Genomic DNA, 20,528 nt, shown 5'->3' with positions numbered 1-20,528 from the left:
GCGGGCTGCGCGGGCGCGGCGGCCGGGCCGCGGTCCGCGAGGGACCGTACGACTCCGCCGGTGGCGTCGGGCACGGGCGGGCCCATGTGCAGCGGGCGCCGGGCGGGGGCCGCGGCCTCCACGAGCTCGGCAGCCTCCACCGGGGCGACGACGGGTTCGGGCAGGACCGGCTCGGGCGCGACGGGCGCGACGGCCTCGGCCGGCTCCTCGGGGGCGACCGCCACGGCCTGCGGCTCGGCGGCCACCGGCTCGGCCGGGACGGGAGCGACGGCCTCGGCCGGCACCGGCTGGACGGGCTCGGCGGCGACGGGCTCGACGGCCTCGACGGGCTCCGCGGGGGCGACCGGCTCGGCGGCCTCCGCGGGAGCCGCCGGCTCGGGGTCGGCCGCGGGCGCCTCGGCGACCAGGGGTTCGGGTGTCTCCGCCGGCGCGGCGGGCGCCTCGGCGGGTACGGCCTCGGGGTGCGGCGGCTGAGCCGCCGTGTCCGCGGCGGCGGCCAGGGGCTCCGGCCCGGGCTCGGGCTCCACCGCGGCCTGCACCGGCTCTGCCGCAGGCACCGGCTCGGGGGCCTGGGCGGCCTCGGCCGCCGGCGGCTCCGGCGCGGAGACGGGATCGGGCACGGCGACCGGCTCCGGCGTCCACGGCGTCCCGGCCTGCGGGGGGACCTCGCCGAGCTGGGGGGCGGGCTCCTGGGCGGCCTCGGCACGCGGGACGTCCAGGTACTCGGGCCCGATGGTCGGGGGTCCCGCCTGGTGGAGCGGGGTGGCCGGCACGGCGGTGCCCAGCGGGGAGACGGGCGGGGCGGGCTGCGCGGGCGCGGCGGCCGGGCCGCGGTCCGCGAGGGACCGTACGACTCCGCCGGTGGCGTCGGGCACGGGCGGGCCCATGTGCAGCGGGCGCCGGGCGGGGGCCGCGGGGGCCACCGGGGCGGCGGGGGCCGCGGGCGGCGGGACGACGAGCCCGCCGAGGTCGAGCTGGCCGGAGTCGCGGCCGCCCGTCTCGTGGGCGCCGGCGCTGTAGGAGCCGTCGGGGAAGGCGGGCTGGGGGAACTCGGTGTACGCGGCGGGCTCGGGGTACGCCGCCGGGGCTGCGGCGTACGCGGGCTCGGCGCCGTAGGACGCGTCGGCGTACATCTGCGGCTCGCCGAGCTGGGGCTCGACCGGGAAGGCGGGGACCTGCGGGACGACCTGCGGGTCGCTCCAGGCGCCCTGGCCGCTCGGCATGAGCAGCAGTTCCTCGTCCTCGGGCTCGGCCGGGTTGTCCATGAGGTCCTGGAAGGCGTAACCGGGCATCGGTGCCGGGATCTGGACCGGGGCGGGGATGCCCTGCTGATCCACCATGCCCGTGTTGTCCGGGAAACCCTCGCCCGGGACCTGGCCGGTGTCAGTCATGCTTACCCCTCGCCCATCGGTGTTGCCTCTTCGATCACCCGGTCGCCCACGAGGCCTCCGAGCGGAGTTGCCGTGCGGTGTCGCGGGTGCGACGAGTCCGTCTCACGTGCGCCTGCACGACAACCAGTAAGCATTGTCGCGCCCGTTAGCGATCGTGGCGGCCATAACCACCACGGTCCTCTGTGGACTGCGCCACGTCGCGCGTCCAGGCCGTGTCGCGATGCCCGAAACGTCCGCGCAGTACGACGATCGGCCAGCCTACCCCGGCCCTCGTCTCAGCGGGCGGCAGGGCGCTGAGCTGCCAGGAGGAACACCACGGAACGGTCCTGTTCCGCCCAGGTGCGGGGGTCCAGGCCGACGGCCTGGAGGAGGGCGCACTCGACGTCGTAACCGTGTTCGGTGAGGGCCCGGCCGATGGCCTCCGCCTCGTCGCGCGTGGAGGCGTGGCTGACGATCCGTTCGGGGCGCCGGTCTGCGACGGCCGCGACCACCTCGGCGCCGCCGCCGCCGACGCGGACGACGTCGGGTTCGGGCAGGTTCTCCAGGACGTGCGGTGCGCGCCCGGCGACGAACTGCACTTGCACGCCCCGCCTGCGGGCCGCGGCAGTCACCCGCTCGCGGGCCCCGGGGTCGGCGTCGACGGCGATGACGGCGGCGCCGAGGGCTGCCGCGTCGACGGCCACGCCGCCGGATCCGGTGCCGATGTCCCAGACGAGGTCGCCGGTGCGCGGGCCGAGCCGGGCGAGTTGGGCCGCGTGCAGCAGCGCCGACTCCCCCTCCCCCGTGCCGGCCTGCGCGCGGGCCCAGCCGCGCTCGGCACAGTGGGCGGCGCTCTGGCCGAGGAGCCAGCCCGGGTCGGCGGTCTGCGCCTGTCCCGCGCCGCCGATGACGATGACGACGTTGGGGTCGCGCCAGCTGTGGTCGGCGGCCTTGTCCGAGGTCAGGACGCTCACCTGCTCGCGGTCCGTGCCGAGTTCCTCGCAGACGACGAAGGTGCGGTGGACCCCGTCGAGGAGCAGGGCGAGTTCGGCGGGGCCGGCGCCGGGCGAGGTGAGGACGGCGACCTTGGGGTGGGCGCGGCAGACGTTGACGGCACGGCGCAGGGTGCGGGGGTGGGCGACGACGACCTGGGCGTCGTCCCAGGGCATGCCGGCGCGGGCGAAGGCGGCCGCGACGGAGGAGACGGCGGGGACGACCTCGACCTCGAGGCCGTGCTCGGGGGCGCGCAGGGTGCGTACGACGCCGAAGAATCCGGGGTCCCCGTCGGCGAAGACCACGGCGGTGCCGCGGTGGCCGGCGATGCGGCGGGCGGCCAGGCCCAGGCTGCCGAGTCGGATGCGTTCGGCGGTGGGCGGGACTTCGGGGAGGGCGAGGTGGTGTGCGGCGCCGGCCACGAGGGTGGCGGCGGAGAGCGCGGACCGGGCGGCCGAGGTCAGGGGGGAACCGTCCCAGCCGATCACCGTGACCCGGTCGGCCATCGTCGTCTGTCTCCTGGTGTGGGGGCTGGAGGGAGGGCGGGAGGGGCGGGCACGGTGAGACTACCCGGTCATCGGTTCATTTCCGGTCGGCGCCGACCGGGCGGCCGTTCGCGTCGGACCGCTGGCCGGGGACCGTGCGGCCGGGGTGTGCGCCGTGGCCGCCGTAGGTGTCGTAGCTCTCGTAGCCGTCGTACCCGTCGAAGCCGTCGCCCTCGTCGAGGTCCTCGGGCAGGAGGCTCCACACGATGAGGTCGGTGCGGGTGTCGGTCCAGCCGCCGTCGGCCGTCTGCGTGCGCACGGTCCACGCGTTGCGCAGGACGCCCTCGCTGATGCAGCCGATCTTCTGGGCGACCTGCTGGGAGGCGGTGTTGTCGGCGGCGGTGCGCAGTTCGAGGCGCTCGAACCCCTGCTCGCGGAACAGCCATTGGGCGACGGCCAGGACGGACTCGCTGGCGTAGCCCTCGCCGCGGGCCCAGGGGGCGGTGACGTAGCCGACCTCGGTGGCCCGGGTGCGCCAGTTGGTGTTGCGGAGGTGGACGATGCCGACGAGGCGCTGGGTGAGGAACTCGGTGACGGCGAGGACGATGCCGCGGCCCTCGGCGCGTTCGGCGTGGGAGTCCCGGGTGGCCCATGCGTGCGCGTCGGCCTGCGTGTAGGGGTACGGCGCGGAGGTCCAGGCGGTGATGTTCTCGTCGTTCATCATCTCGGCGAGCGCGGTGACGTCCTCCTCCTCGAACGGGCGCAGCACCAGCCGTTCCGTGCTGATGGTGACGTCCGGGAAGGTGGTAGTCATGCGCAGCTCCATGCCTGAGAACGTGGTGCGACCGTGGTGCGATGCGACCGTGGTGCGGGGCCTTGGTGCGGGACCTGATCCACGGGTCGTACGCCACAGCATGCAGCATCGAACGGGGGATGTGCAGGGCCGGGTTGCCCGGGAGCGGGCAGGACCGGGCTCCGGGGGCGGGCAGGACTCGGCCCCGCGCGCCGACAGGGGCGTGCGGGGCCGAGATGCATGACGGTCCGGGGCCCGACGGGGTCGGGCGGCGGGGTCAGGAGGCGGGGGTGCCGAAGGCCGGGACGACCGAGCCCTGGTACTTCTCCTCGATGAACTTCTTGACGTCGTCGGAGTTCAGGAGCTTGGCGAGCTTCTGGATCCGCGGGTCGTTCTGGTTGCCGTCCTTGACCGCGAGGAAGTTGGCGTAGGGGTTGCCCTCGGCCTTCTCCAGGGCGAGCGCGTCCTTGGCGGGCGCCAGGTTCGCTTCCAGGGCGTAGTTGCCGTTGATGACCGCGGCGTCCACGTCGCCCAGGGCGCGCGGGACGGTGGCGGCCTCCAGCTCCTTGAACTCCAGGCCCTTCTTGTCGGTGATGTCGGACAGCTTGGCGCTGGTGCCGACACCCTCCTTCAGGGTGATCAGGTTGTTCGCGGCCAGCAGCTGGAGCGCGCGGCCCTCGTTGGTGGTGTCGTTGGGGACGGCGATGGTCTGGCCGGGCTTGATGTCGGAGAGCGCCTTGGCCTTCTTGGAGTAGAGGCCGAGCGGCTCCAGGTGCACGTTCACGACCGGGACGACGTGGGTGCTGTTCTTCTTGTTGAAGTCGTCGAGGTACGGCTTGTGCTGGAAGTAGTTGCCGTCGACCTGGCCCTGCTCGGTGGCGGTGTTGGGCAGGACGTAGTCCGTGAACTCCTTGACCTCCAGCTTGAGGCCTTCCTTGGCCGCGAGCTTGTCCTTCACGAAGTTCAGGATGTCGGCGTGGGGGCTCGGGGAGGCCGCTATGACGAGCGGCTTGCTCTCGTCGGCCTTGCCGCCGTCGGCCTTGGCGGAGGACGGGTCCGAGGAGCTGCCGCAGGCGGTGAGGCCGATGGTCAGCGCGGTGGCGGTGGCGGCGAGGGCGGTGAGCTTGATGTTCTTACGCACGAAGAGTGCCTTTCTTGCTGAACAAGTACCGAGGACTTGCTGGTGGTGGCGGCCCAAGCACGACAAGTGCGGGCTCTTGGGGGGAAAATCGTTGGGGTGGCGGCCCGTTGGGGCGGTCAGGCGGTGCGGCCGCGGCGGGCCAGCAGGCGTACGGCGCCGTCGCCGATCAGCTGGACCGCGGTGACGAGGACGATGAGGACCACGACGGTGGCGACCATGAAGCCGGTCTCGAAGCGCTGGAAGCCATATGTGATGGCCTTGGAGCCGAGTCCTTCGCCGCCGACGGCGCCCGCCATGGCGGAGTAGCCGACGAGGGTGATGACGGTGGTGGTGACTCCGGCGACCAGGGACGGCAGGGCCTGCGGCAGGAGCACCTTGCCGACCAGGGTCGGGATGCCGCCGCCCATGGACTCGACGGCCTCGATGAGACCGTGGTCCACCTCGCGGACGGCTGTCTCGACGAGCCGCGCGAAGAAGGGGATGGCGCCGATGGCGAGCGGCACGATCATGGCGGTGGGGCCGATGAAGGTGCCGACGACCGCCGTGGTGACCGGGATCAGGAAGATCAGCAGGATGATGAACGGCAGCGAGCGGCCGATGTTCACGATCACGCCGAGGACCTTGTTGAGCGGCTGGTTCTGCAGCAGGCCGCCCTTGTCGGTGAGGACCAGCAGGATGCCGATGGGCAGTCCGCCGAGCACGGTCACCAGGGTGGACCACAGCACCATGTAGAGGGTGTCGTAGGTGCCCTGGGTGAGCAGGGGCTGCATCTCGGACCAGGTCACTTGGCACCATCCTTGACCAGTTCGGCCAGTTCGTTGTCGATCTCGTCGACCACGTCGACCTGGAGGCCCTGTTCGCGCAGGAAGCCGACGGGTACGACGTTGTCCTCGTAGCGGCCGGGCAGTTCGATGCGCATGCGGCCGATCAGCCGGCCGGCGACGGTGTCCATCGCGGCGCCGAGGATCGAGATGTCGATGTTGTACGTCCGCGAGAGCTGCGAGATGACCGGCTGGGCGGCGGCCTCACCGTGGAAGGTGACGTCGACGACCGTGCGGTCGGGGCCGGAGGCGGCGCCGGTGACCGGGAACAGCTCGCCGGCGAGTTCGGAGCCGGGGGTGGCGAGCAGTTCGGCGACGGTGCCGGACTCGACGATGCGGCCCTTCTTCATCAGCGCGGCCGAGTCGCAGACGGTCTTGACGACGTCCATCTCGTGCGTGATGAGGAGGACGGTGAGGCCAAGCTGCTCGTTGAGGTCGCGCAGCAGGCCCAGGATGGAGCGGGTGGTCTCGGGGTCCAGGGCGCTGGTGGCCTCGTCGGAGAGGAGCACCTTGGGGTCGCCGGCCAGGGCGCGGGCGATGCCGACGCGCTGCTTCTGGCCGCCGGAGAGCTGGGTGGGGTAGGCCTTGGCCTTGTCTCCGAGGCCTACCAGGTCGAGGAGTTCGAGGGCCTTGCGGGAGCGCTCGCGGCCGGAGACGCCGAGGATCTCCAGGGGCAGCTCGACGTTGGCCTGGACGGTGCGCGAGGACAGCAGGTTGAAGTGCTGGAAGACCATGCCGATGCGGCTGCGGGCCTCGCGCAGTTCCTTGCCGGCGCGGCGGCCGCGGCCGGCGAGCGCGGTGAGGTCGACCCCGTCGACGTGCACGGTGCCGGTGGTGGGGCGCTCCAGCAGGTTCACGCAGCGGATCAGGGAGGACTTTCCGGCGCCGCTCTGGCCGATGACTCCGTACACCTCGCCCTCGCGGACGTGGAGGTCGACGCCGTCCAGGGCGGTGACCTCGCGGCCACGGGACTGGTAGACCTTCGTGAGGCCCGATGTGGTGATCACAGGAATTCCGTCGCTGTCGAGTGCACGGCGCAGCGGGGTGTGCCGGGCACGGGGCAAACATCTGGGGACGCGATACGGGACGAACCGTCAGAAATCGATGGCTTCGACGCGTGCGCGGGGCATGAGTGGGCCGTGCTGTCCATCAGGCGGTGACGTACTGGCGCGGCTGGTCTCGCTTCGGGGCGCGAGGCTCAGGAAGGGGCCCTCAGAAGGCGCACATTCGACACATACAGCGAGCACCGGGCGTCATCGTCGCCTCGGTCGCAAGGGTGCGGCTGCTCGTCGTGGTCATGGGCCCCAGTAAAGCAGACGTATCCCCTCACCGATCAAAGCTGTCCGGATAGCGGACGTCATTCGACCGCATACCGGACTACACCGGTCAGTCGCGCTCCTCCGTCCCACCCTCCCGCCACCGCCCCTGACCTGCACCGACGCGGCCCTCCCGGCCTACCGCCGGACAGGGCCCCAGGAGCGGGCTGCGGGCCCCTCTGTGGTCAAGACCACGGCCGGGGCGCGGACGGCGGCGGCCGCGCCCGGGCCGCCGTACGGGAAGGGGCGCGCGCATCGGGTCTTTCGGCCCGTAATACCCTCGCTGCATGCTCGACGCCCTGACGGTCGCCATCGGCGTGGCCGCACTCGCCCTCGCCGCCTGGTGCGGTTTCGCCGCGTTGCGGGACCAGCCGACCAAGGACTGGCACTTCATCGGCATGGCCGTCGTGACCGTGCTGGTCCTGGCCCAGCTGGTGATCGGCCTGGTCCGGCTGGCCAGGGGGGAGAAGCCCGACGAGGGCTCGGTGATCTTCGTGGCGTACCTGCTCGGCGCCTTCGCCGCGGTGCCGGCCGCCGGACTGCTCTCGCTGACCGAGCGGACCAAATGGGGCTCGGTGACGGTGGCCGCGGGCGCGGTCGTCCTCGCCGTCCTCGAAGTACGGCTCTACGACATCTGGGGAACCACCGGTGCCTGACGCTGACACGACGACCGTCACTCCCGCCGGGCGCAAGCGGCTGGTCTCCGGGCCCGGGCTGCTGCTGGTGTGGCTGTACGGGGTGATGGTGGTGGGCGCGGTCTCGCGGTCGGCCTTCCAGATCTCCACCGAGTTCGACCGCGCGCCGCTGGCCTACTCACTGTCCGCGGTGGCGGCACTGGCCTACGCGTTCATCACGTACTCGCTCGTGCGCGGCGGCGAGACGGCACGCAAGGCGGCGCTGGTCTGCTGCGCCGCGGAACTGGCGGGCGTACTGGCCGTGGGCACGTGGACCGTGTTGCGCCCGGAGTCCTTCCCCGACACGACCGTCTGGTCGCAGTTCGGGCTGGGCTACCTGTTCATCCCGGTGATCCTGCCGATCACCGGGATGCTCTGGCTGCGCAAGCGCTGAGGGGTGCTCAGGCGCTGACCGCGAAGTCGGTCGGGTCCTTGGCTTCCTTCTCCAGGATCACCAGCTGCACGCCGTCGGAGGCCGTGCGCCCGCCGACCTTGACGTAGCCGGCCTTGCGGTAGAGGCGCAGGTTGGACTCGCTCTTGTGACCGGTGTGCAGGCGGAAGCGGGTGGCGGTACCGGGGCTCGCGAGGGCCACCTCCACGGCGCGCAGCAGGCGCGCGCCGAGTCCGTGTCCCTGCAGCCGCGGGTGGACGCAGAGCTTGGCGATCTTGGCGGTGCCCTCCTCGTCCACGCTGCCGCGCACGGTGCCGACGATCTCGTCGCCGAGCCGGGCCACGAGGACGGTGTCCGTCGCGAGCTCCCCCTTCAGGGAGTCCAGGGACTGGGTGAGCGGCTGGATGAGGTAGTTGCCGTACAGCTCCGCCTCGCGCTGGAAGGCCAGGTACTGCAGTTTGAAGATCTGCTCGGCGTCCTCGGCGACCGCCGCCGAAATGGTCACGCTCATGCCCATGTGCGCATGCCTCCAGCTCACCTGGTAGCCCTTTGGTCTACCGCTCCATTCCCCGAAGGCCAGGAGCCGCAACCTCTGCCGCCAGCATTCTGCGCAGACATCCCAGGCAACGGGAACGCACGGGCCCTAAACTTCCTTGTGAGATACCCAACTCTCCTGCGATTTCACGGTATGTGAGGTCTCTGGGCGAAAGAAGTGCCTTCATCAGCTCGGGACAGCGTCCGGGCAACCGGGCGACGGCCGATCGGAGTGCGCGGTTCTCCTCCCCGTGCAGCAGGGCGTCTTCGGGCACGGGCACGGGCACGGGCCCTCCGGCGGCGCCGGCCCGGGGGCGGTGGTCGTACGGGACCTCGCGCCTCGCCCGGCGCCGGGCGAGGCGGGCCTCCGCCCGTACCGCCCGGCGCAGCCAGCGGGCGGGCTCGGCCGGGTCGGCGGGATCGGGCGCGCGCCGGCCGCTCTCCAGCAGCCTGACCCAGACGGCTTGTTCGAGGTCGGCCGCGTCCACTCCGGCGCCCGGGGCCTCCGCCGCCGCCTCCGCGGAGAGCAGCGGGCCCAGTTCGGTCACGAGGTCGGGGTCCTTCAGCAGGTCCATGCCGGGCGGGACGAGTGGGACGAGCCCGGCGGTTTCCGCGCCGGGCTCGTCCCACTCGTTCGGGAAGCGGGGCTCAGCCGTTGACGGGGCGCCGGCCCGGGCGGAAGGCCTCGGCGGCGAGCAGCCCGGTGTCCGGGTTGTCGGTGAAGATGCCGTCGATGCCCTGTTCGAAGTAGGTGCGGAAGGCGCCCAGGGCGTCCCCGTACGCGGCCGGGTCCGTGCCCCTGCGGTACTCGGCCGGCAGGAAGCTGTTCTCGTTGCGCGCGGTGTAGGGGTGCAGGAGCAGCCCGCGGGCGTGGGCGTCCTTGACCAGGGTGGTGGGCGCACCGAGCCGGCCGGCCGCGTCGCGCGGGAGGATCAGGTCCATGGTGGGGCCGATGCCCTGCGCGAACCCGGCGATCCACTTGAGGCCCTCGGGCTTGACCAGGTCGGCGACCGTACGGGGGTCCCCCGCCTGCTCGAAGTCCCAGGGGCGGCTGCCCGCGGCGGAGAGCAGGACGACGCGGGGCGCGGAGACCAGCCGGGAGAGCCGCTGGATGCTGGAGGGCTCGAAGGACTGGAGGAAGACGGCGGCGTCGCGGCCGTCGCGGCCGTAGCGGCGCAGCAGCCGGGCCAGGGGCTCCTCCAGTCCGAGGCCGAGGCCGCGGAAGTAGCTGGGGTGCTTGGTCTCGACGTGCAGCCAGACCCTCCCCCGGCCTCCGGCCGGGGGGACCCCCTGGCCGCGCCGGCGGCCCTCGCGGTCGGCCCAGCGGAGCACCTCTTCGAAGGTGGGGACGGCCCACTGGCCGTCGTAGAGGGTGTTGCGCTGGCGGACGGCGGGGATGCGCTCCTTCGCGCGCAGGGTCTTCAGCTCGGCGAGGGTGAAGTCCTCGGTGAACCAGCCGGTGACCGGGACCCCGTCGATGGACTTGGTCGTGCGCCGGGAGGCGAACTCGGGGTGGTCGGCGACGTCCGTGGTCCCGCCGATCTCGTTCTCGTGGCGGCACACCAGGTGGCCGTCCCGGGTCGGGACCAGGTCCTGCTCGACGACGTCCGCCCCCAGGTCGAGGGCCAGCTGGTAGGAGCCGAGCGTGTGCTCCGGCCGGTATCCGCTGGCGCCGCGGTGGCCGATGACCGTCGGGTACGGAAGGCCCCGGTAGCCCCTGTGGCCGTGCCCGCCGCCCGCGGCGGACGCGGAGGCCGTTCCCGCCGCGAGGGAGGTGATCCCCGTCCCCGCCGCCAGGACCGCCGCCCCCAGGACCGTGCGCCGCGCTGCCCCACCCTGTGTCATGAGTGCCACTCCTCGTCGTGAAAGGGGCCGGCGGTCCCGGGACCTGTGGCGTCACGGCGTTCCGCGGCCCGCGATCGGCGTGCCGATGGTAGGCAAAAGGGGGTGGCCGCAGGGGGTGCCTCGAAGGCACATTCGGGGAACTTGGCGAAAACGCGCGTCAACAATACGTATCCGACACGTGAACCCGATGTGCGCCGGGAGCTGACCCGCGAGTATCGTCCTCACCTGCGCCACCCGCCGAGCGGTGGGGGCGCGAGCCGCTTTTCGATGCCGGAGGGCCCACGTTGTTCCGTACGAAGCTCATCAAAGCCACTGTCGGACCGGTCATGCGCACGATGTTCCGTACCCGCGTGGAGGGCGTCCGGAACATCCCCGGCTCCGGACCGGTGATTCTGGCGGGCAACCACCTCACCTTCATCGACTCCATGATCCTTCCGCTGGTGTGCGACCGCACGGTCCACTTCATCGGCAAGGACGAGTACGTGACCGGCAAGGGCATCAAGGGCCGGCTCATGGCGTGGTTCTTCACCGGCGCCGGCATGATCCCCGTCGACCGTGACGGTGCCAACGGCGGGGTCGCGGCCCTGATGACCGGCCGCCGGATCCTCGAAGAGGGCAAGATCTTCGGCATCTACCCCGAGGGCACCCGCTCCCCCGACGGCCGGCTCTACCGCGGCCGCACCGGCATCGCCCGCCTGACCCTGATGACCGGCGCCCCCGTGGTGCCGTTCGCGATGATCGGCACGGACAAGCTGCAGCCCGGCGGTGCCGGCATGCCGCGCCCGGGCCGGGTCACCGTCCGCTTCGGCGAGCCGATGGAGTTCTCCCGCTACGAGGGCATGGACCGCGACCGGTACGTGCTGCGGGCCGTCACGGACTCGGTGATGGCCGAGGTCATGCGGCTCTCGGGCCAGGAGTACGTCGACATGTACGCGACCAAGGCGAAGGCGGCATAGGCCCCGTTCCGCGGACCGCCCCGTCGTAGGACGGGAACGGGGTGCTCACTGCCGCCGCAGGGAGCGGCTGACGCCCGCCGCCGTCGTGGTGGCGAGGACCCAGCCGGTCACGATCAGCAGGTACGACAGCCACTGGTGCCAGCCGCTCGGCGCGAAGGCCTGTTCCTGGCCGAAGCCGATGATCGGCAGCATCAGGTCGATGGTGTAGAAGACGGCGTTGAAGTCCGGCGCCTCGCCCTGCTTGAGCGGGCGCGGGGGCTGCAGGCCGAACGCGATCGCCCCGGTGAGCAGCAGCGCCGCGAGCCAGCCCGCCGCGCGCAGGGGCCGGAAGCCGTAGCCGACGGTCGCGTCCTGGAGGAGGCCCCACAGGCGCGTGTGCCGGGGCAGTGTGCGGCGGTGCCTGCGCAGCTTGGCGAGCTGGACGGTTCGGGCGGCCGCCTCGTCGCCCGCGGTGCGGTAGGCCGCGGCCAGCTGCTCGTACGGGTACGGGAGGTACCCGGGCTCGCCGGTCTCCAGCGCGGCCAGCCGCTCCTCGGCGGGCAGGTGCGGCCCCAGCGTGCGGTAGGTGAGGCCGTCCAGGCGCAGCGGGTCCCGCCAGGTTCCGGCCCGCATGTTCAGCAGGTCGAACTGCGAGCGCCGCAGGTTCACGGTGCCCCGTACGTCCTCGCAGGCGGGCAGCCACACCTCGCCGACCGTGCAGCTGGAGGCGCGCAGGGCGATGCCACCCGGGTTCTCCAGGACGGCGTGGGCGAGGTTGAGGCGGCCGGGTATCCGTGCGCCGGTGAGGTTGAGGCGGCCCTGCGTCCGGGCCCGGGCGGCGTGGAGGTTGGTGCCGACCAGGAGGGTCTCGGCCTGGAGGGCGGTGCCGTCGGGGGCGAGGAGACGGGCGTCGTCCAGGTTGATCCGGCCGCCGACGACGGCTCCGTTGAGGCGGAGCTGGCCGTGGACGGTCAGGTCGTTGGCGATGATGTCGGTGCCGACCTCCGCGTGGTTGAGCTGGAGCGGGGGTTCGTCCGCCTCCTCGCCCGACGTGGGGCCGACCACCGCGCCCTGGAGGAAGAGGCCGCCGGATATCTTGGCGCCCTGGAGCCGGACGGGTCCGGTGATCCGGCAGCAGGAGAGCCGCAGGACGACGTCGACGCGCAGGGTGGCCGCGGTGAGGCCCGGCAGGGTGGAGTAGCCGAGGACGAGGGCCTTGAGCTGGGCTCCGTACAGGAGCGGTTTGCGTTCGAACCAGCAGTCGCGCATCCGGATCGGGTGGTCGATCACCGCGTAGCGCAGGTCGAGCTTGCCGACGATCCTCGCGCCCTTGATCTTGAGCCCTGCGACCCGGCCCTCCGCGGCGGGCGCGGCGCCCAGCAGCAGGGCCCGCAGCACCTCCGCCCGCAGCGTGCGGTCGGGTCCCCAGCCGGCCCCGTCGACGGAGCTGTCCTCGGGGTGCTCCCGGAAGTCGACTCCGTCACCGCGCGGGAAGGCCTCCCATACGCGGCGCTCGGCCGGGGTCAGATCGTTGATCTCCATCGCGGGGATGGTGTCCCGGGTTCGACGGGCTGTCAACTCGGTTTGGGAGGAAGGCCCTTGGCCCGAACATCCTCCAGGCGGACCCTGTCACCGCCCCCAGGGGCCCACCGGCCGGGCTTGAGCGACTGGATGCCGTTCAAGCCCCCCGGGAGTGGGCGGTCGCGCCCTCCTAGTACGACAGGTCCTTCTGCTCCGTGATCAGGCGGCCGGCAATGTGCAGGTTGCCGTCGGAGTCCAGGACGGCGATGACCTTTTTCGTGGAGCCGTGGTGGGTCGTGAAGTAGATCTTGTCCGCCTCCTGCGAGGAGGAGAAGTTCGTGTTCACCGACAGCTCGATGCTCACCGGCGAGCTGATGAGCACGTCCTTCTTGGGCGAGTTCGGGTAGGTCTGGTTCGGCCGCAACCTGATGCGGCCGTGGGTGTCGCCCTCGTCCCAGTCCGATGCCTGTCCGAGATCGATATCGGGCATGTGACTTCCCCTCCAGTTCGGGCGGACCGCCACTCCCCTCGCGGGTCTCCAGCCACACCGGTTCATGACTGCAGTCCGGAAAGGACGCGCCCCGCTCCCCCAGCGAAAGAACCTTCCGGCCCGGACGCGTCGCAACGCCTCCCGGCCACAGCGAGAAACTACACGGCCCGTTCACCTGATCATGGGCAAACAGCACGCTTAGCCACAAAAGGCCGAAACACATTCAGATGTCTGAATAAGTGAGTACTGGGGGCGCGGGAAGGCGTCTGCGCGGGTCAGTGCTCGACGCCCTCCTGGAGCCGCTGGCCCCTGAGCAGGAACCAGGCGGCCACGGCGGTGGCGAGCAGTACGGCCGCACCCACGCCGGAGGCGAACCGCAGGCCGTCGACGAAGGCGTCCTGGGCGGCGCCGACCATGTGGGCGGCGGTCTCCGGGTCCAGTGCCTTGGCGGCTTCCACAGCGCCGCCGAGGGACTCGTGCGCGGCGTCGGCCACCGGTCCGCCGACGGAAGCCGGGGCGGTGAAGCCCTGGTAGACGCCGGTGACGATGGAGCCGAGCAGGGCGATACCGAGGGCGGCGCCGAGTTCGTACGCCGTCTCGGAGACGGCGGAGGCCGATCCGGCCTGCTCCTTGGGCACGCTGGAGAGGATCACGTCGGCGGTGACGGTGAAGGAGAAGCCGGCGCCGAGGCCGACGACGAGCAGGGCCGCGCCGAGCAGCGGGTAGCCGCTCTCCTTGTGGATCACGGTCAGGACGGCGAGGGCGGCGCCGATGGCGGCGAGGCCGCCGGTCACTACGGAGCGCACCGAGTACCGGCGGGCGTACCTGCCCGCGACCAGGCCGGTGACCACCGCACCGATGGCGGCGGGCAGTTCGGCCAGGCCGGCCTCCAGCGGGCCGCGGCCCTGGACGAGCTGGAGGAACTGGGAGAGGAAGAAGACCAGTCCGGACAGGCCGAAGACGGTGAGCAGGTCGGCGAGGACCGCGCCGGAGAAGCCGCGGTGCCGGAAGAGCCGCATGTCGAGCAGCGGGGACGGCAGGGTGAACTGGCGGCGGACGAAGGCGTACAGGGCGCCCCCACCGAGGCCCGCGGCGACCGCGACCTCCCACGTCATGCCGTGCGTGGCGGCTTCCTTGACGGCGTAGACCACGCCGATGACGCCGACGAGGGAGAGGCCCACGCTGAGCAGGTCCCAGGGGCCGGCGACGGGGTTCTTGGACTCGGGAAGGAGCTTGATTCCGACGACGACCAGGGCGATCATCACGGGGAGGTTGATGAGGAAGACCGAGCCCCACCAGAAGTGCTGGAGGAGGGCTCCGCCGACGACGGGGCCGACGGCCGCGCCGGCCGAGGCGGTGGCGCCCCAGATGCCGATGGCGAGGCTGCGCTCCCTGGGGTCGGTGAAGATGTTGCGGATCAGCGCGAGGGTCGACGGCATCAGGGTGGCGCCGGCCACGCCGAGCAGGGCCCGGGCGACGATCATCATCTCGGGGCTGGTGGCGTAGGCGTTCAGGACCGAGACGGCGCCGAAGGCGGTGGCGCCGACGAGGAGCAGCTTCTTGCGGCCGATCCGGTCGCCGAGGGAGCCCATGGACACCAGGAGTCCGGCGATGACGAAGGAGTAGATGTCGCCGATCCACAGCAGCTGGGTGCCGGACGGCTTGAGGTCTTCGCTGAGGGAGGGTGTGGCGAGGCCGAGGACCGTGGCGTCGACCGCGACCAACAGCACGGCCAGGACGAGCACGGAGAGCGCGAGCCAGCGTCCGCGGCTCTTCTCCTCCACCCCCGTCTGACGTATCAGCTGTTCGGTACGGCTCATTTCTCCACGCTCCGTCGGGCGCCACCGAGCAGCAGCTCGATGATCATGTATTGGAAGTCCTTGGCTGCGACCCGGCCGTCCATGACGGCCCAGGCGCAGCTGCCGATGAGGCCGTAGAGGGCCTCGGTGAGCCATGCGGGGCTCAGGTCGATGCGGATGTCGCCCTCTTCCTGGCCGCGCCGGAACAGAGCGATGACGCGGGCGTCGAGCCGGGCCCAGCCCTCGTTGACCTCGTCACCCTCGAACAGCTGGTTCTCGGTGACGAGGAAGGCCAGCAGCTGGGCGTTGGGCTCGGCTTCGGCGACGAGGCGCCGGAGCGCCTCCACCGCGGTGCCCTCGTCGAGGCGGGCGTTGTCGAACGCCACCTCGAACTCGCGGATGCCGAGGCCTTCGAGGGCGCGTACGAGGGCGTCGCGCCCGGCGAAGTGCCGATGGAGGGTCGCGCGGCCGATTCCTGCGGCGCGGGCGACCTCGTCCATCGTGGCGGTCGATTTGCGGGAAAGCAGGGCGGCCGCGTCGCGGAGCACCTGGTCACGATCCATGGCCATGAGACAAGCATACCCCGATTGAGACATCCATGTCTCATTCTTTTGGAAAATCGGCTGCCCCCGGGCGGCCGGAAGGAAAGACTGCCGCGATGAAGCCACTGCTGCTGATCGACGTCGATGGACCGCTCAACCCCTACGCGGCCAAGGCGCAGCGCCGCCCCGAGGGGTACTCCACCCACCGGATGCGGCCGACGGGCTGGACGGAGAAGGAGAGCGCGAAGCCGCTGCGGGTCTGGCTGAACCACGGCCACGGCGCCGAACTGCTCGCGCTCGCGGACGCCTACGAGCTGGTCTGGGCGACCACCTGGAAGGACGAGGCCAACGACTGGATAGGCCCGCATCTGGGGCTGCCCCGGCTCCCGTTCATCGACTGGCCGGTGATGCACGGCCGGGCGCCGCGCGGCACCTTCTGGAAGACCCGGTACATCCTGGAGTACGCGGGCGAGCGGCCCTTCGCCTGGATCGACGACGACATCACGGCCATGGACCGCGAGTACGTCGACCAGCGCCACCCCGCGCAGACCCTGCTGATGCGCATCGACGAGCAGATCGGCCTGGTCCGCGGGGACTTCGACGCGCTGGCGGACTGGGCGGCGTGAGGGGCAGCGGCGAACGGCCGTCGCGCACCGGGGTTTTGATCACGCTCCGGCCGCGACTTAGCATGCCCATGCCCCCCACCCCGTACCGACGAAAGCGACTCATGCGCCTTCAGCGGATCCTCGCCGCGACCGCCACCCTCTGTTGCCTGGCCTCACTCCCCGCATGCAAGGAGGGCGGGCAGCCGGGGGCACCGGCCGCGTCGCCGTCCCCGTCCACGTCGACGTCCGCGGCCGCCGGAACGGGCCCGCTCGCCGAGGCCCAGCAGTACCTGCGGCAGTTCGCCAACTGCGACGACCTGAGCGACAGGCCCGACGACCCCCGGCTGCCGAAGGGCGACTTCCCCAAGGCCGGGCAGTGGTCGGTGAAGGAGCTGGGGGTCTGCAGCGACAAGGTCCGGCAGGGCGAGATCGTCATCGCCGTGCCCGGGGACATGAAGCAGTTCCAGGAGGGATACAAGAAGTACGTCCTGGACAGGATGGACGGCGGTGACGGCGCGTACGGGCTGGAGAGCCGGGTCCTGATCGGCAAGGGCTTCGTCGCGTTCCCGACGAGCACGAAGACGGCGCTCGCGCTGGTCCGCTCCGACCTGCGGGTCCTCGCCTGCAACCCGGGCGCTCCCGTCCCCCAGGGCTACAAGCGGGAGAAGCCGCTGGTCGAGCACTGCAGCCTCAGCGACTTCGTCGGCTCCGAGGACGGATCCGGCAGTCCGAACCTGGAGACGCCGCAGGATCCGGCCGGCGGGGGCGAGAAGCTGGGCCAGCCGAAGACGGGCAGCCTCGGGCTGCCCAGCGCCGGCAGCATCGCCGAGCTCCGGATGCTCGTGGGCAACAGCCTCGACTGCGAGAAGCACTTCTCGACCGCCCCCGACGCCGTCGCGATCGAGTCCATCGACTACGCGCCGGTGGTGACGGGCAGCGGCCTGGACTGGGGCGTGACCGGCCGCGCCCTGTGCGGGGAGCCCGCCGGGGCGCAGCGCGCCCGCAACCTCAGCTGGCTCGACACGGTCGTGGACATGAAGCTGCTCCAGACGAGGGCGAAGGCCGCCCAGTTGGCCGACTACAAGGACGACGGCAAGCTGAAGGAGACCGCGAGCCGGCTGCTCGTCGGAGAGAACATCGCGGTGGAGACCAACAGCCCGTCGTCCCGACGCGGCCTCTACCAGCTGCAGTTCCTGTACCTGAACTGCATTCCCGGATTCTCCGCCCCGTCGGGCTACCGGCTGGAGAAGTCCAAGGTCGAGGGCTGCGTCCTGACCAACTGGGAGCCGGACCACCCGCTCGACTGAGCCGGAGCCGGAGCCGGACGCGCCGGAGGGGCGGCGGGAGCACAAGGCTCCCGCCGCCCCTCCGGGCCTGTCCGCCGCGTGCGGACGTACAAGGCCCGGACCGGGACCCGGAGGAGCCGGGTCCGGCGGGCGTGCGGGCCGCAGGGCGGCGGAAGCAGTGGGGGCGCCTACTGCTTGTGGACGGCCCAGGCGTGCTGGATGACCAGGTCGGCCTTCAGCTCGGTGAGCTGGACCGCGACCGCCGAGGGGGCGGTGCCGCCGCGGCCGTTGCGGGAGGCGAGCGCGCCCTTGACGTTGAGGACGGTGCGGACCTCGGGGGTCAGGTGCTCCGAGATCTTCGAGAACTGCTCGTCCGAGAGCTCGTCCAGCTCGATGCCGAGCCCCTCGCACTCCTTGACGCAACTGCCGGCCACCTCGTGCGCCACCCGGAACGGGACGCCCTGCTTGACCAGCCACTCCGCGATGTCGGTGGCGAGCGAGAAGCCGGCCGGGGCCAGCTCCTCCATCCGCTCCCGGTTGACGGTGAGCGTGGCCATCATGCCGGTGAAGGCCGGCAGCAGGACCTCAAGGGTGTCGCAGGAGTCGAAGACCGGCTCCTTGTCCTCCTGGAGGTCCCGGTTGTAGGCCAGGGGCAGCGCCTTGAGGGTGGCGAGCAGTCCCGCGAGGTTGCCGATGAGACGGCCGGACTTGCCGCGCGCCAGCTCGGCGATGTCCGGGTTCTTCTTCTGGGGCATGATCGACGAGCCGGTGGAGAAGGCGTCGTGCAGCGTCACGAAGGAGAACTCCTTCGTGTTCCAGATGATGATCTCCTCCGCGATCCGGGACAGGTTGATCCCGATCATCGCGGTGACGAAGGCGAACTCGGCGACGAAGTCGCGCGAGGCCGTTCCGTCGATCGAGTTGCCCACCGAGCCCCGCTCGAAGCCCAGCTCCGCGGCGACCGCCTCCGGGTCCAGGCCCAGTGAGGAACCGGCCAGCGCGCCCGAGCCGTACGGCGAGACCGCCGTCCGCGTGTCCCACTGCCGCAGCCGCTCCGCGTCCCGGGACAGGGACTGCACGTGGGCCAGTACGTGGTGGGCGAAGAGCACCGGCTGCGCGTGCTGGAGGTGGGTGCGGCCCGGCATCGCCACGTCCGCGTGGCTCTCCGCGAGGCCGACCAGCGCGTCCTGGAGGTCGGCGATCAGGCCGCCGATGATCCGGGCGTGGTCGCGCAGGTACATCCGGAAGAGGGTGGCCACCTGGTCGTTGCGGGACCGGCCGGCCCGCAGCTTGCCGCCGAGGTCGGCGCCGAGCCGCTCCAGCAGGCCCCGCTCCAGCGCGGTGTGCACGTCCTCGTCGGCGACGGTGCCGGTGAAGGAGCCGTCGGCGACGTCCGCCTCCAGCCGGTCCAGGCCGGCGATCATGCGCTCGAGCTCGTCGGCCGTGAGCAGTCCCGCCGTGTGCAGCACGCGGGCGTGGGCGCGCGAGCCGGCGATGTCGTACGGCGCGAGGCGCCAGTCGAAGTGGACCGACGCGGACAGCTTCGCGAGGGCCTCGGCGGGACCGTCGGCGAACCGGCCGCCCCAGAGCCGGACGTCACCAGCGTTGTTGCTGCTCACAGCTACTGCTCCTCAAGACTGCATGTATGGATGTGCAACGGCCTCCCCGCCGCGGAGGTAACGGGGAGGCCGTTCGTGCGGGCTGGGCGGCGGGGGATCAGGCCAGGTCGCGCTTGGCCGCGATCTTCGACGACAGGGCGAAGATGTCGATGAAGCCCTGCGCCTTGGACTGGTCGAAGGTGTCGCCGGTGTCATAGGTGGCGAGGTTGAAGTCGTACAGCGACTCCTGGGACCTGCGGCCGGTGACGACGGCGCGGCCGCCGTGCAGGGTCATCCGGATGTCACCGGTGACGTGCTGGTTGGCCTCGTCGATGAAACCGTCCAGCGCCCGCTTGAGCGGGGAGAACCACAGGCCGTCGTAGACCAGCTCGCCCCAGCGCTGCTCGACCTGCCGCTTGTAGCGGGCGAGTTCGCGCTCGACGGTGACGCTCTCCAGTTCGGAGTGGGCGGTGATCAGCGCGATCGCGCCCGGGGCCTCGTAGACCTCGCGGGACTTGATGCCGACGAGGCGGTCCTCGACCATGTCGATCCGGCCGATCCCATGGGCTCCGGCGCGCTCGTTGAGCTGCTGGATGGCCTGGAGGACGGTGACGGGCCGGCCGTCGATGGCGACGGGCACGCCCTCCTTGAAGGAGATGACGACCTCATCGGCCTCGCGCGGGGTGGCCGGGTTGGAGGTGTACTCGTAGATGTCCTCGACGGGGCCGTTCCAGATGTCCTCCAGGAAGCCCGTCTCGACCGCCCGCCCGAAGACGTTCTGGTCGATGGAGTACGGGGACTTCTTGGTGGTCGCGATCGGGAGGTCCTTCTCCTCGCAGAAGGCGATGGCCCTGTCCCGGGTCATGGCGTAGTCGCGGACCGGGGCGATGCAGGTGAGGCCGGGGCCGAGGGCCTGGATGCCGGCTTCGAACCGCACCTGGTCGTTGCCCTTGCCGGTGCAGCCGTGGGCGACGGTCCCGGCGCCGTGCTTCTTGGCGGCGGCCACCAGGTGCTTGACGATGACCGGCCGGGAGAGGGCCGAGACCAGCGGGTACCGGTCCATGTAGAGGGCGTTCGCCTTGACCGCCGGGAGGCAGTACTCGTCGGCGAACTCGTCCTTGGCGTCGGCGACCTCGGCCTCGACCGCACCGCAGGCGAGGGCGCGCTTGCGGATGACGTCCAGGTCCTCGCCGCCCTGGCCGACGTCCACGGCAACGGCGATGACCTCGGCGCCCGTCTCCTCGGCGATCCAGCCGATGGCGACGGAGGTGTCCAGGCCGCCTGAGTAGGCGAGTACGACGCGCTCGGTCACGGGACTTCTCCTTGCGGTGCATTCAACGACAGGCATAACTATGCACTGCTCCGTATGTTTCGTCAATCGTGGGCGGG

The 20,528-nt window shown here is 71.7% G+C and carries 19 protein-coding genes and 1 pseudogene; 5 read left to right on the top strand and 15 right to left on the bottom strand.

The window, feature by feature from the left end:
- The 6 genes and pseudogenes from E6U81_RS28150 to E6U81_RS28125 all read right to left on the bottom strand — a co-directional run.
- A pseudogene (locus tag E6U81_RS28150) lies at positions 1-1,391 on the bottom strand (5,6-dimethylbenzimidazole synthase); the annotation flags it as partial.
- Positions 1,392-1,666: 275 nt separating this feature from the next.
- The gene (gene cbiE, locus E6U81_RS28145; protein ID WP_136232868.1) at positions 1,667-2,869 is read right to left on the bottom strand and encodes a precorrin-6y C5,15-methyltransferase (decarboxylating) subunit CbiE; all 1,203 of its coding nucleotides are present in this window, start codon (positions 2,867-2,869) and stop codon (positions 1,667-1,669) included.
- 76 nt (positions 2,870-2,945) lie between these two features.
- The gene (locus E6U81_RS28140; RefSeq protein ID WP_136232867.1) at positions 2,946-3,662 is read right to left on the bottom strand and encodes a GNAT family N-acetyltransferase; all 717 of its coding nucleotides are present in this window, start codon (positions 3,660-3,662) and stop codon (positions 2,946-2,948) included.
- Between the two features lie 256 nt (positions 3,663-3,918).
- Positions 3,919-4,782: a MetQ/NlpA family ABC transporter substrate-binding protein gene (locus E6U81_RS28135; RefSeq protein ID WP_136232866.1), complete on the bottom strand. Its 864-nt coding sequence runs from the start codon at positions 4,780-4,782 to the stop codon at positions 3,919-3,921.
- 116 nt (positions 4,783-4,898) lie between these two features.
- On the bottom strand, positions 4,899-5,567 hold the full coding sequence (locus E6U81_RS28130; protein ID WP_136232865.1) for a methionine ABC transporter permease: 669 nt from the start codon (positions 5,565-5,567) through the stop codon (positions 4,899-4,901).
- Positions 5,564-6,610, bottom strand: a complete 1,047-nt coding sequence (locus E6U81_RS28125) for an ATP-binding cassette domain-containing protein (RefSeq protein WP_136232864.1) — start codon at positions 6,608-6,610, stop codon at positions 5,564-5,566. Before E6U81_RS28125 ends, E6U81_RS28130 begins: the two co-directional genes overlap by 4 nt.
- Before the next feature lie 596 nt (positions 6,611-7,206).
- Between E6U81_RS28125 and E6U81_RS28120 the strand changes: the two genes are divergently transcribed.
- Both E6U81_RS28120 and E6U81_RS28115 read left to right on the top strand, forming a co-directional pair.
- Positions 7,207-7,575 carry a hypothetical protein gene (locus E6U81_RS28120; RefSeq protein ID WP_136232863.1) on the top strand — a complete coding sequence of 123 codons (369 nt, stop codon included), beginning with the start codon at positions 7,207-7,209 and terminating at the stop codon, positions 7,573-7,575.
- The gene (locus E6U81_RS28115; RefSeq protein WP_136232862.1) at positions 7,568-7,987 is read left to right on the top strand and encodes a hypothetical protein; all 420 of its coding nucleotides are present in this window, start codon (positions 7,568-7,570) and stop codon (positions 7,985-7,987) included. Before E6U81_RS28120 ends, E6U81_RS28115 begins: the two co-directional genes overlap by 8 nt.
- A 7-nt stretch (positions 7,988-7,994) precedes the next feature.
- Here the strand turns inward: E6U81_RS28115 and E6U81_RS28110 are convergent, their stop codons facing one another.
- The 3 genes from E6U81_RS28110 to E6U81_RS28100 form a co-directional block, all read right to left on the bottom strand.
- Positions 7,995-8,501 carry a GNAT family N-acetyltransferase gene (locus E6U81_RS28110; protein WP_136232879.1) on the bottom strand — a complete coding sequence of 169 codons (507 nt, stop codon included), beginning with the start codon at positions 8,499-8,501 and terminating at the stop codon, positions 7,995-7,997.
- Positions 8,502-8,538: 37 nt separating this feature from the next.
- The gene (locus E6U81_RS28105) at positions 8,539-9,093 is read right to left on the bottom strand and encodes a sigma-70 family RNA polymerase sigma factor (protein ID WP_136232861.1); all 555 of its coding nucleotides are present in this window, start codon (positions 9,091-9,093) and stop codon (positions 8,539-8,541) included.
- A 73-nt stretch (positions 9,094-9,166) separates the two neighbouring features.
- Complete coding sequence (locus tag E6U81_RS28100) at positions 9,167-10,363, bottom strand: glycerophosphodiester phosphodiesterase (protein ID WP_136232860.1); 1,197 nt, start codon at positions 10,361-10,363, stop codon at positions 9,167-9,169.
- 326 nt (positions 10,364-10,689) lie between these two features.
- Between E6U81_RS28100 and E6U81_RS28095 the strand changes: the two genes are divergently transcribed.
- On the top strand, positions 10,690-11,319 hold the full coding sequence (locus E6U81_RS28095; RefSeq protein WP_136232859.1) for a lysophospholipid acyltransferase family protein: 630 nt from the start codon (positions 10,690-10,692) through the stop codon (positions 11,317-11,319).
- A gap of 45 nt (positions 11,320-11,364) precedes the next feature.
- On the opposite strand, the gene E6U81_RS28090 is transcribed toward E6U81_RS28095, so the two are convergent.
- The 4 genes from E6U81_RS28090 to E6U81_RS28075 form a co-directional block, all read right to left on the bottom strand.
- Positions 11,365-12,840: a membrane-associated oxidoreductase gene (locus E6U81_RS28090; protein ID WP_136232858.1), complete on the bottom strand. Its 1,476-nt coding sequence runs from the start codon at positions 12,838-12,840 to the stop codon at positions 11,365-11,367.
- 169 nt (positions 12,841-13,009) lie between these two features.
- Positions 13,010-13,309, bottom strand: a complete 300-nt coding sequence (locus E6U81_RS28085; RefSeq protein ID WP_136232857.1) for a DUF6342 family protein — start codon at positions 13,307-13,309, stop codon at positions 13,010-13,012.
- A 275-nt stretch (positions 13,310-13,584) separates the two neighbouring features.
- Positions 13,585-15,129 carry an MFS transporter gene (locus E6U81_RS28080; RefSeq protein ID WP_136232856.1) on the bottom strand — a complete coding sequence of 515 codons (1,545 nt, stop codon included), beginning with the start codon at positions 15,127-15,129 and terminating at the stop codon, positions 13,585-13,587.
- Complete coding sequence (locus E6U81_RS28075; protein WP_136232855.1) at positions 15,126-15,677, bottom strand: TetR/AcrR family transcriptional regulator; 552 nt, start codon at positions 15,675-15,677, stop codon at positions 15,126-15,128. Before E6U81_RS28075 ends, E6U81_RS28080 begins: the two co-directional genes overlap by 4 nt.
- Positions 15,678-15,766: 89 nt before the next feature.
- Here E6U81_RS28075 and E6U81_RS28070 point away from each other — a divergent pair, with 89 nt between their 5' ends.
- On the top strand, positions 15,767-16,276 hold the full coding sequence (locus E6U81_RS28070) for an HAD domain-containing protein (RefSeq protein WP_136232854.1): 510 nt from the start codon (positions 15,767-15,769) through the stop codon (positions 16,274-16,276).
- Positions 16,277-16,377: 101 nt separating this feature from the next.
- The gene (locus E6U81_RS28065) at positions 16,378-17,562 is read left to right on the top strand and encodes a hypothetical protein (protein ID WP_136232853.1); all 1,185 of its coding nucleotides are present in this window, start codon (positions 16,378-16,380) and stop codon (positions 17,560-17,562) included.
- 167 nt (positions 17,563-17,729) lie between these two features.
- On the opposite strand, the gene argH is transcribed toward E6U81_RS28065, so the two are convergent.
- Together argH and E6U81_RS28055 are read right to left on the bottom strand one after the other, a co-directional pair.
- Positions 17,730-19,160 carry an argininosuccinate lyase gene (gene argH, locus E6U81_RS28060; RefSeq protein WP_136232852.1) on the bottom strand — a complete coding sequence of 477 codons (1,431 nt, stop codon included), beginning with the start codon at positions 19,158-19,160 and terminating at the stop codon, positions 17,730-17,732.
- Between the two features lie 97 nt (positions 19,161-19,257).
- On the bottom strand, positions 19,258-20,451 hold the full coding sequence (locus E6U81_RS28055; RefSeq protein ID WP_136232851.1) for an argininosuccinate synthase: 1,194 nt from the start codon (positions 20,449-20,451) through the stop codon (positions 19,258-19,260).
- Positions 20,452-20,528: the final 77 nt, after the last annotated feature.

The organism is Streptomyces sp. A0592, from assembly GCF_004795115.1.
GTDB lineage: Bacteria > Actinomycetota > Actinomycetes > Streptomycetales > Streptomycetaceae > Streptomyces > Streptomyces erythrochromogenes.
Note: the sequence above shows the minus strand (reverse complement) of the source record. Positions and strands in the feature narration are given on the sequence as shown.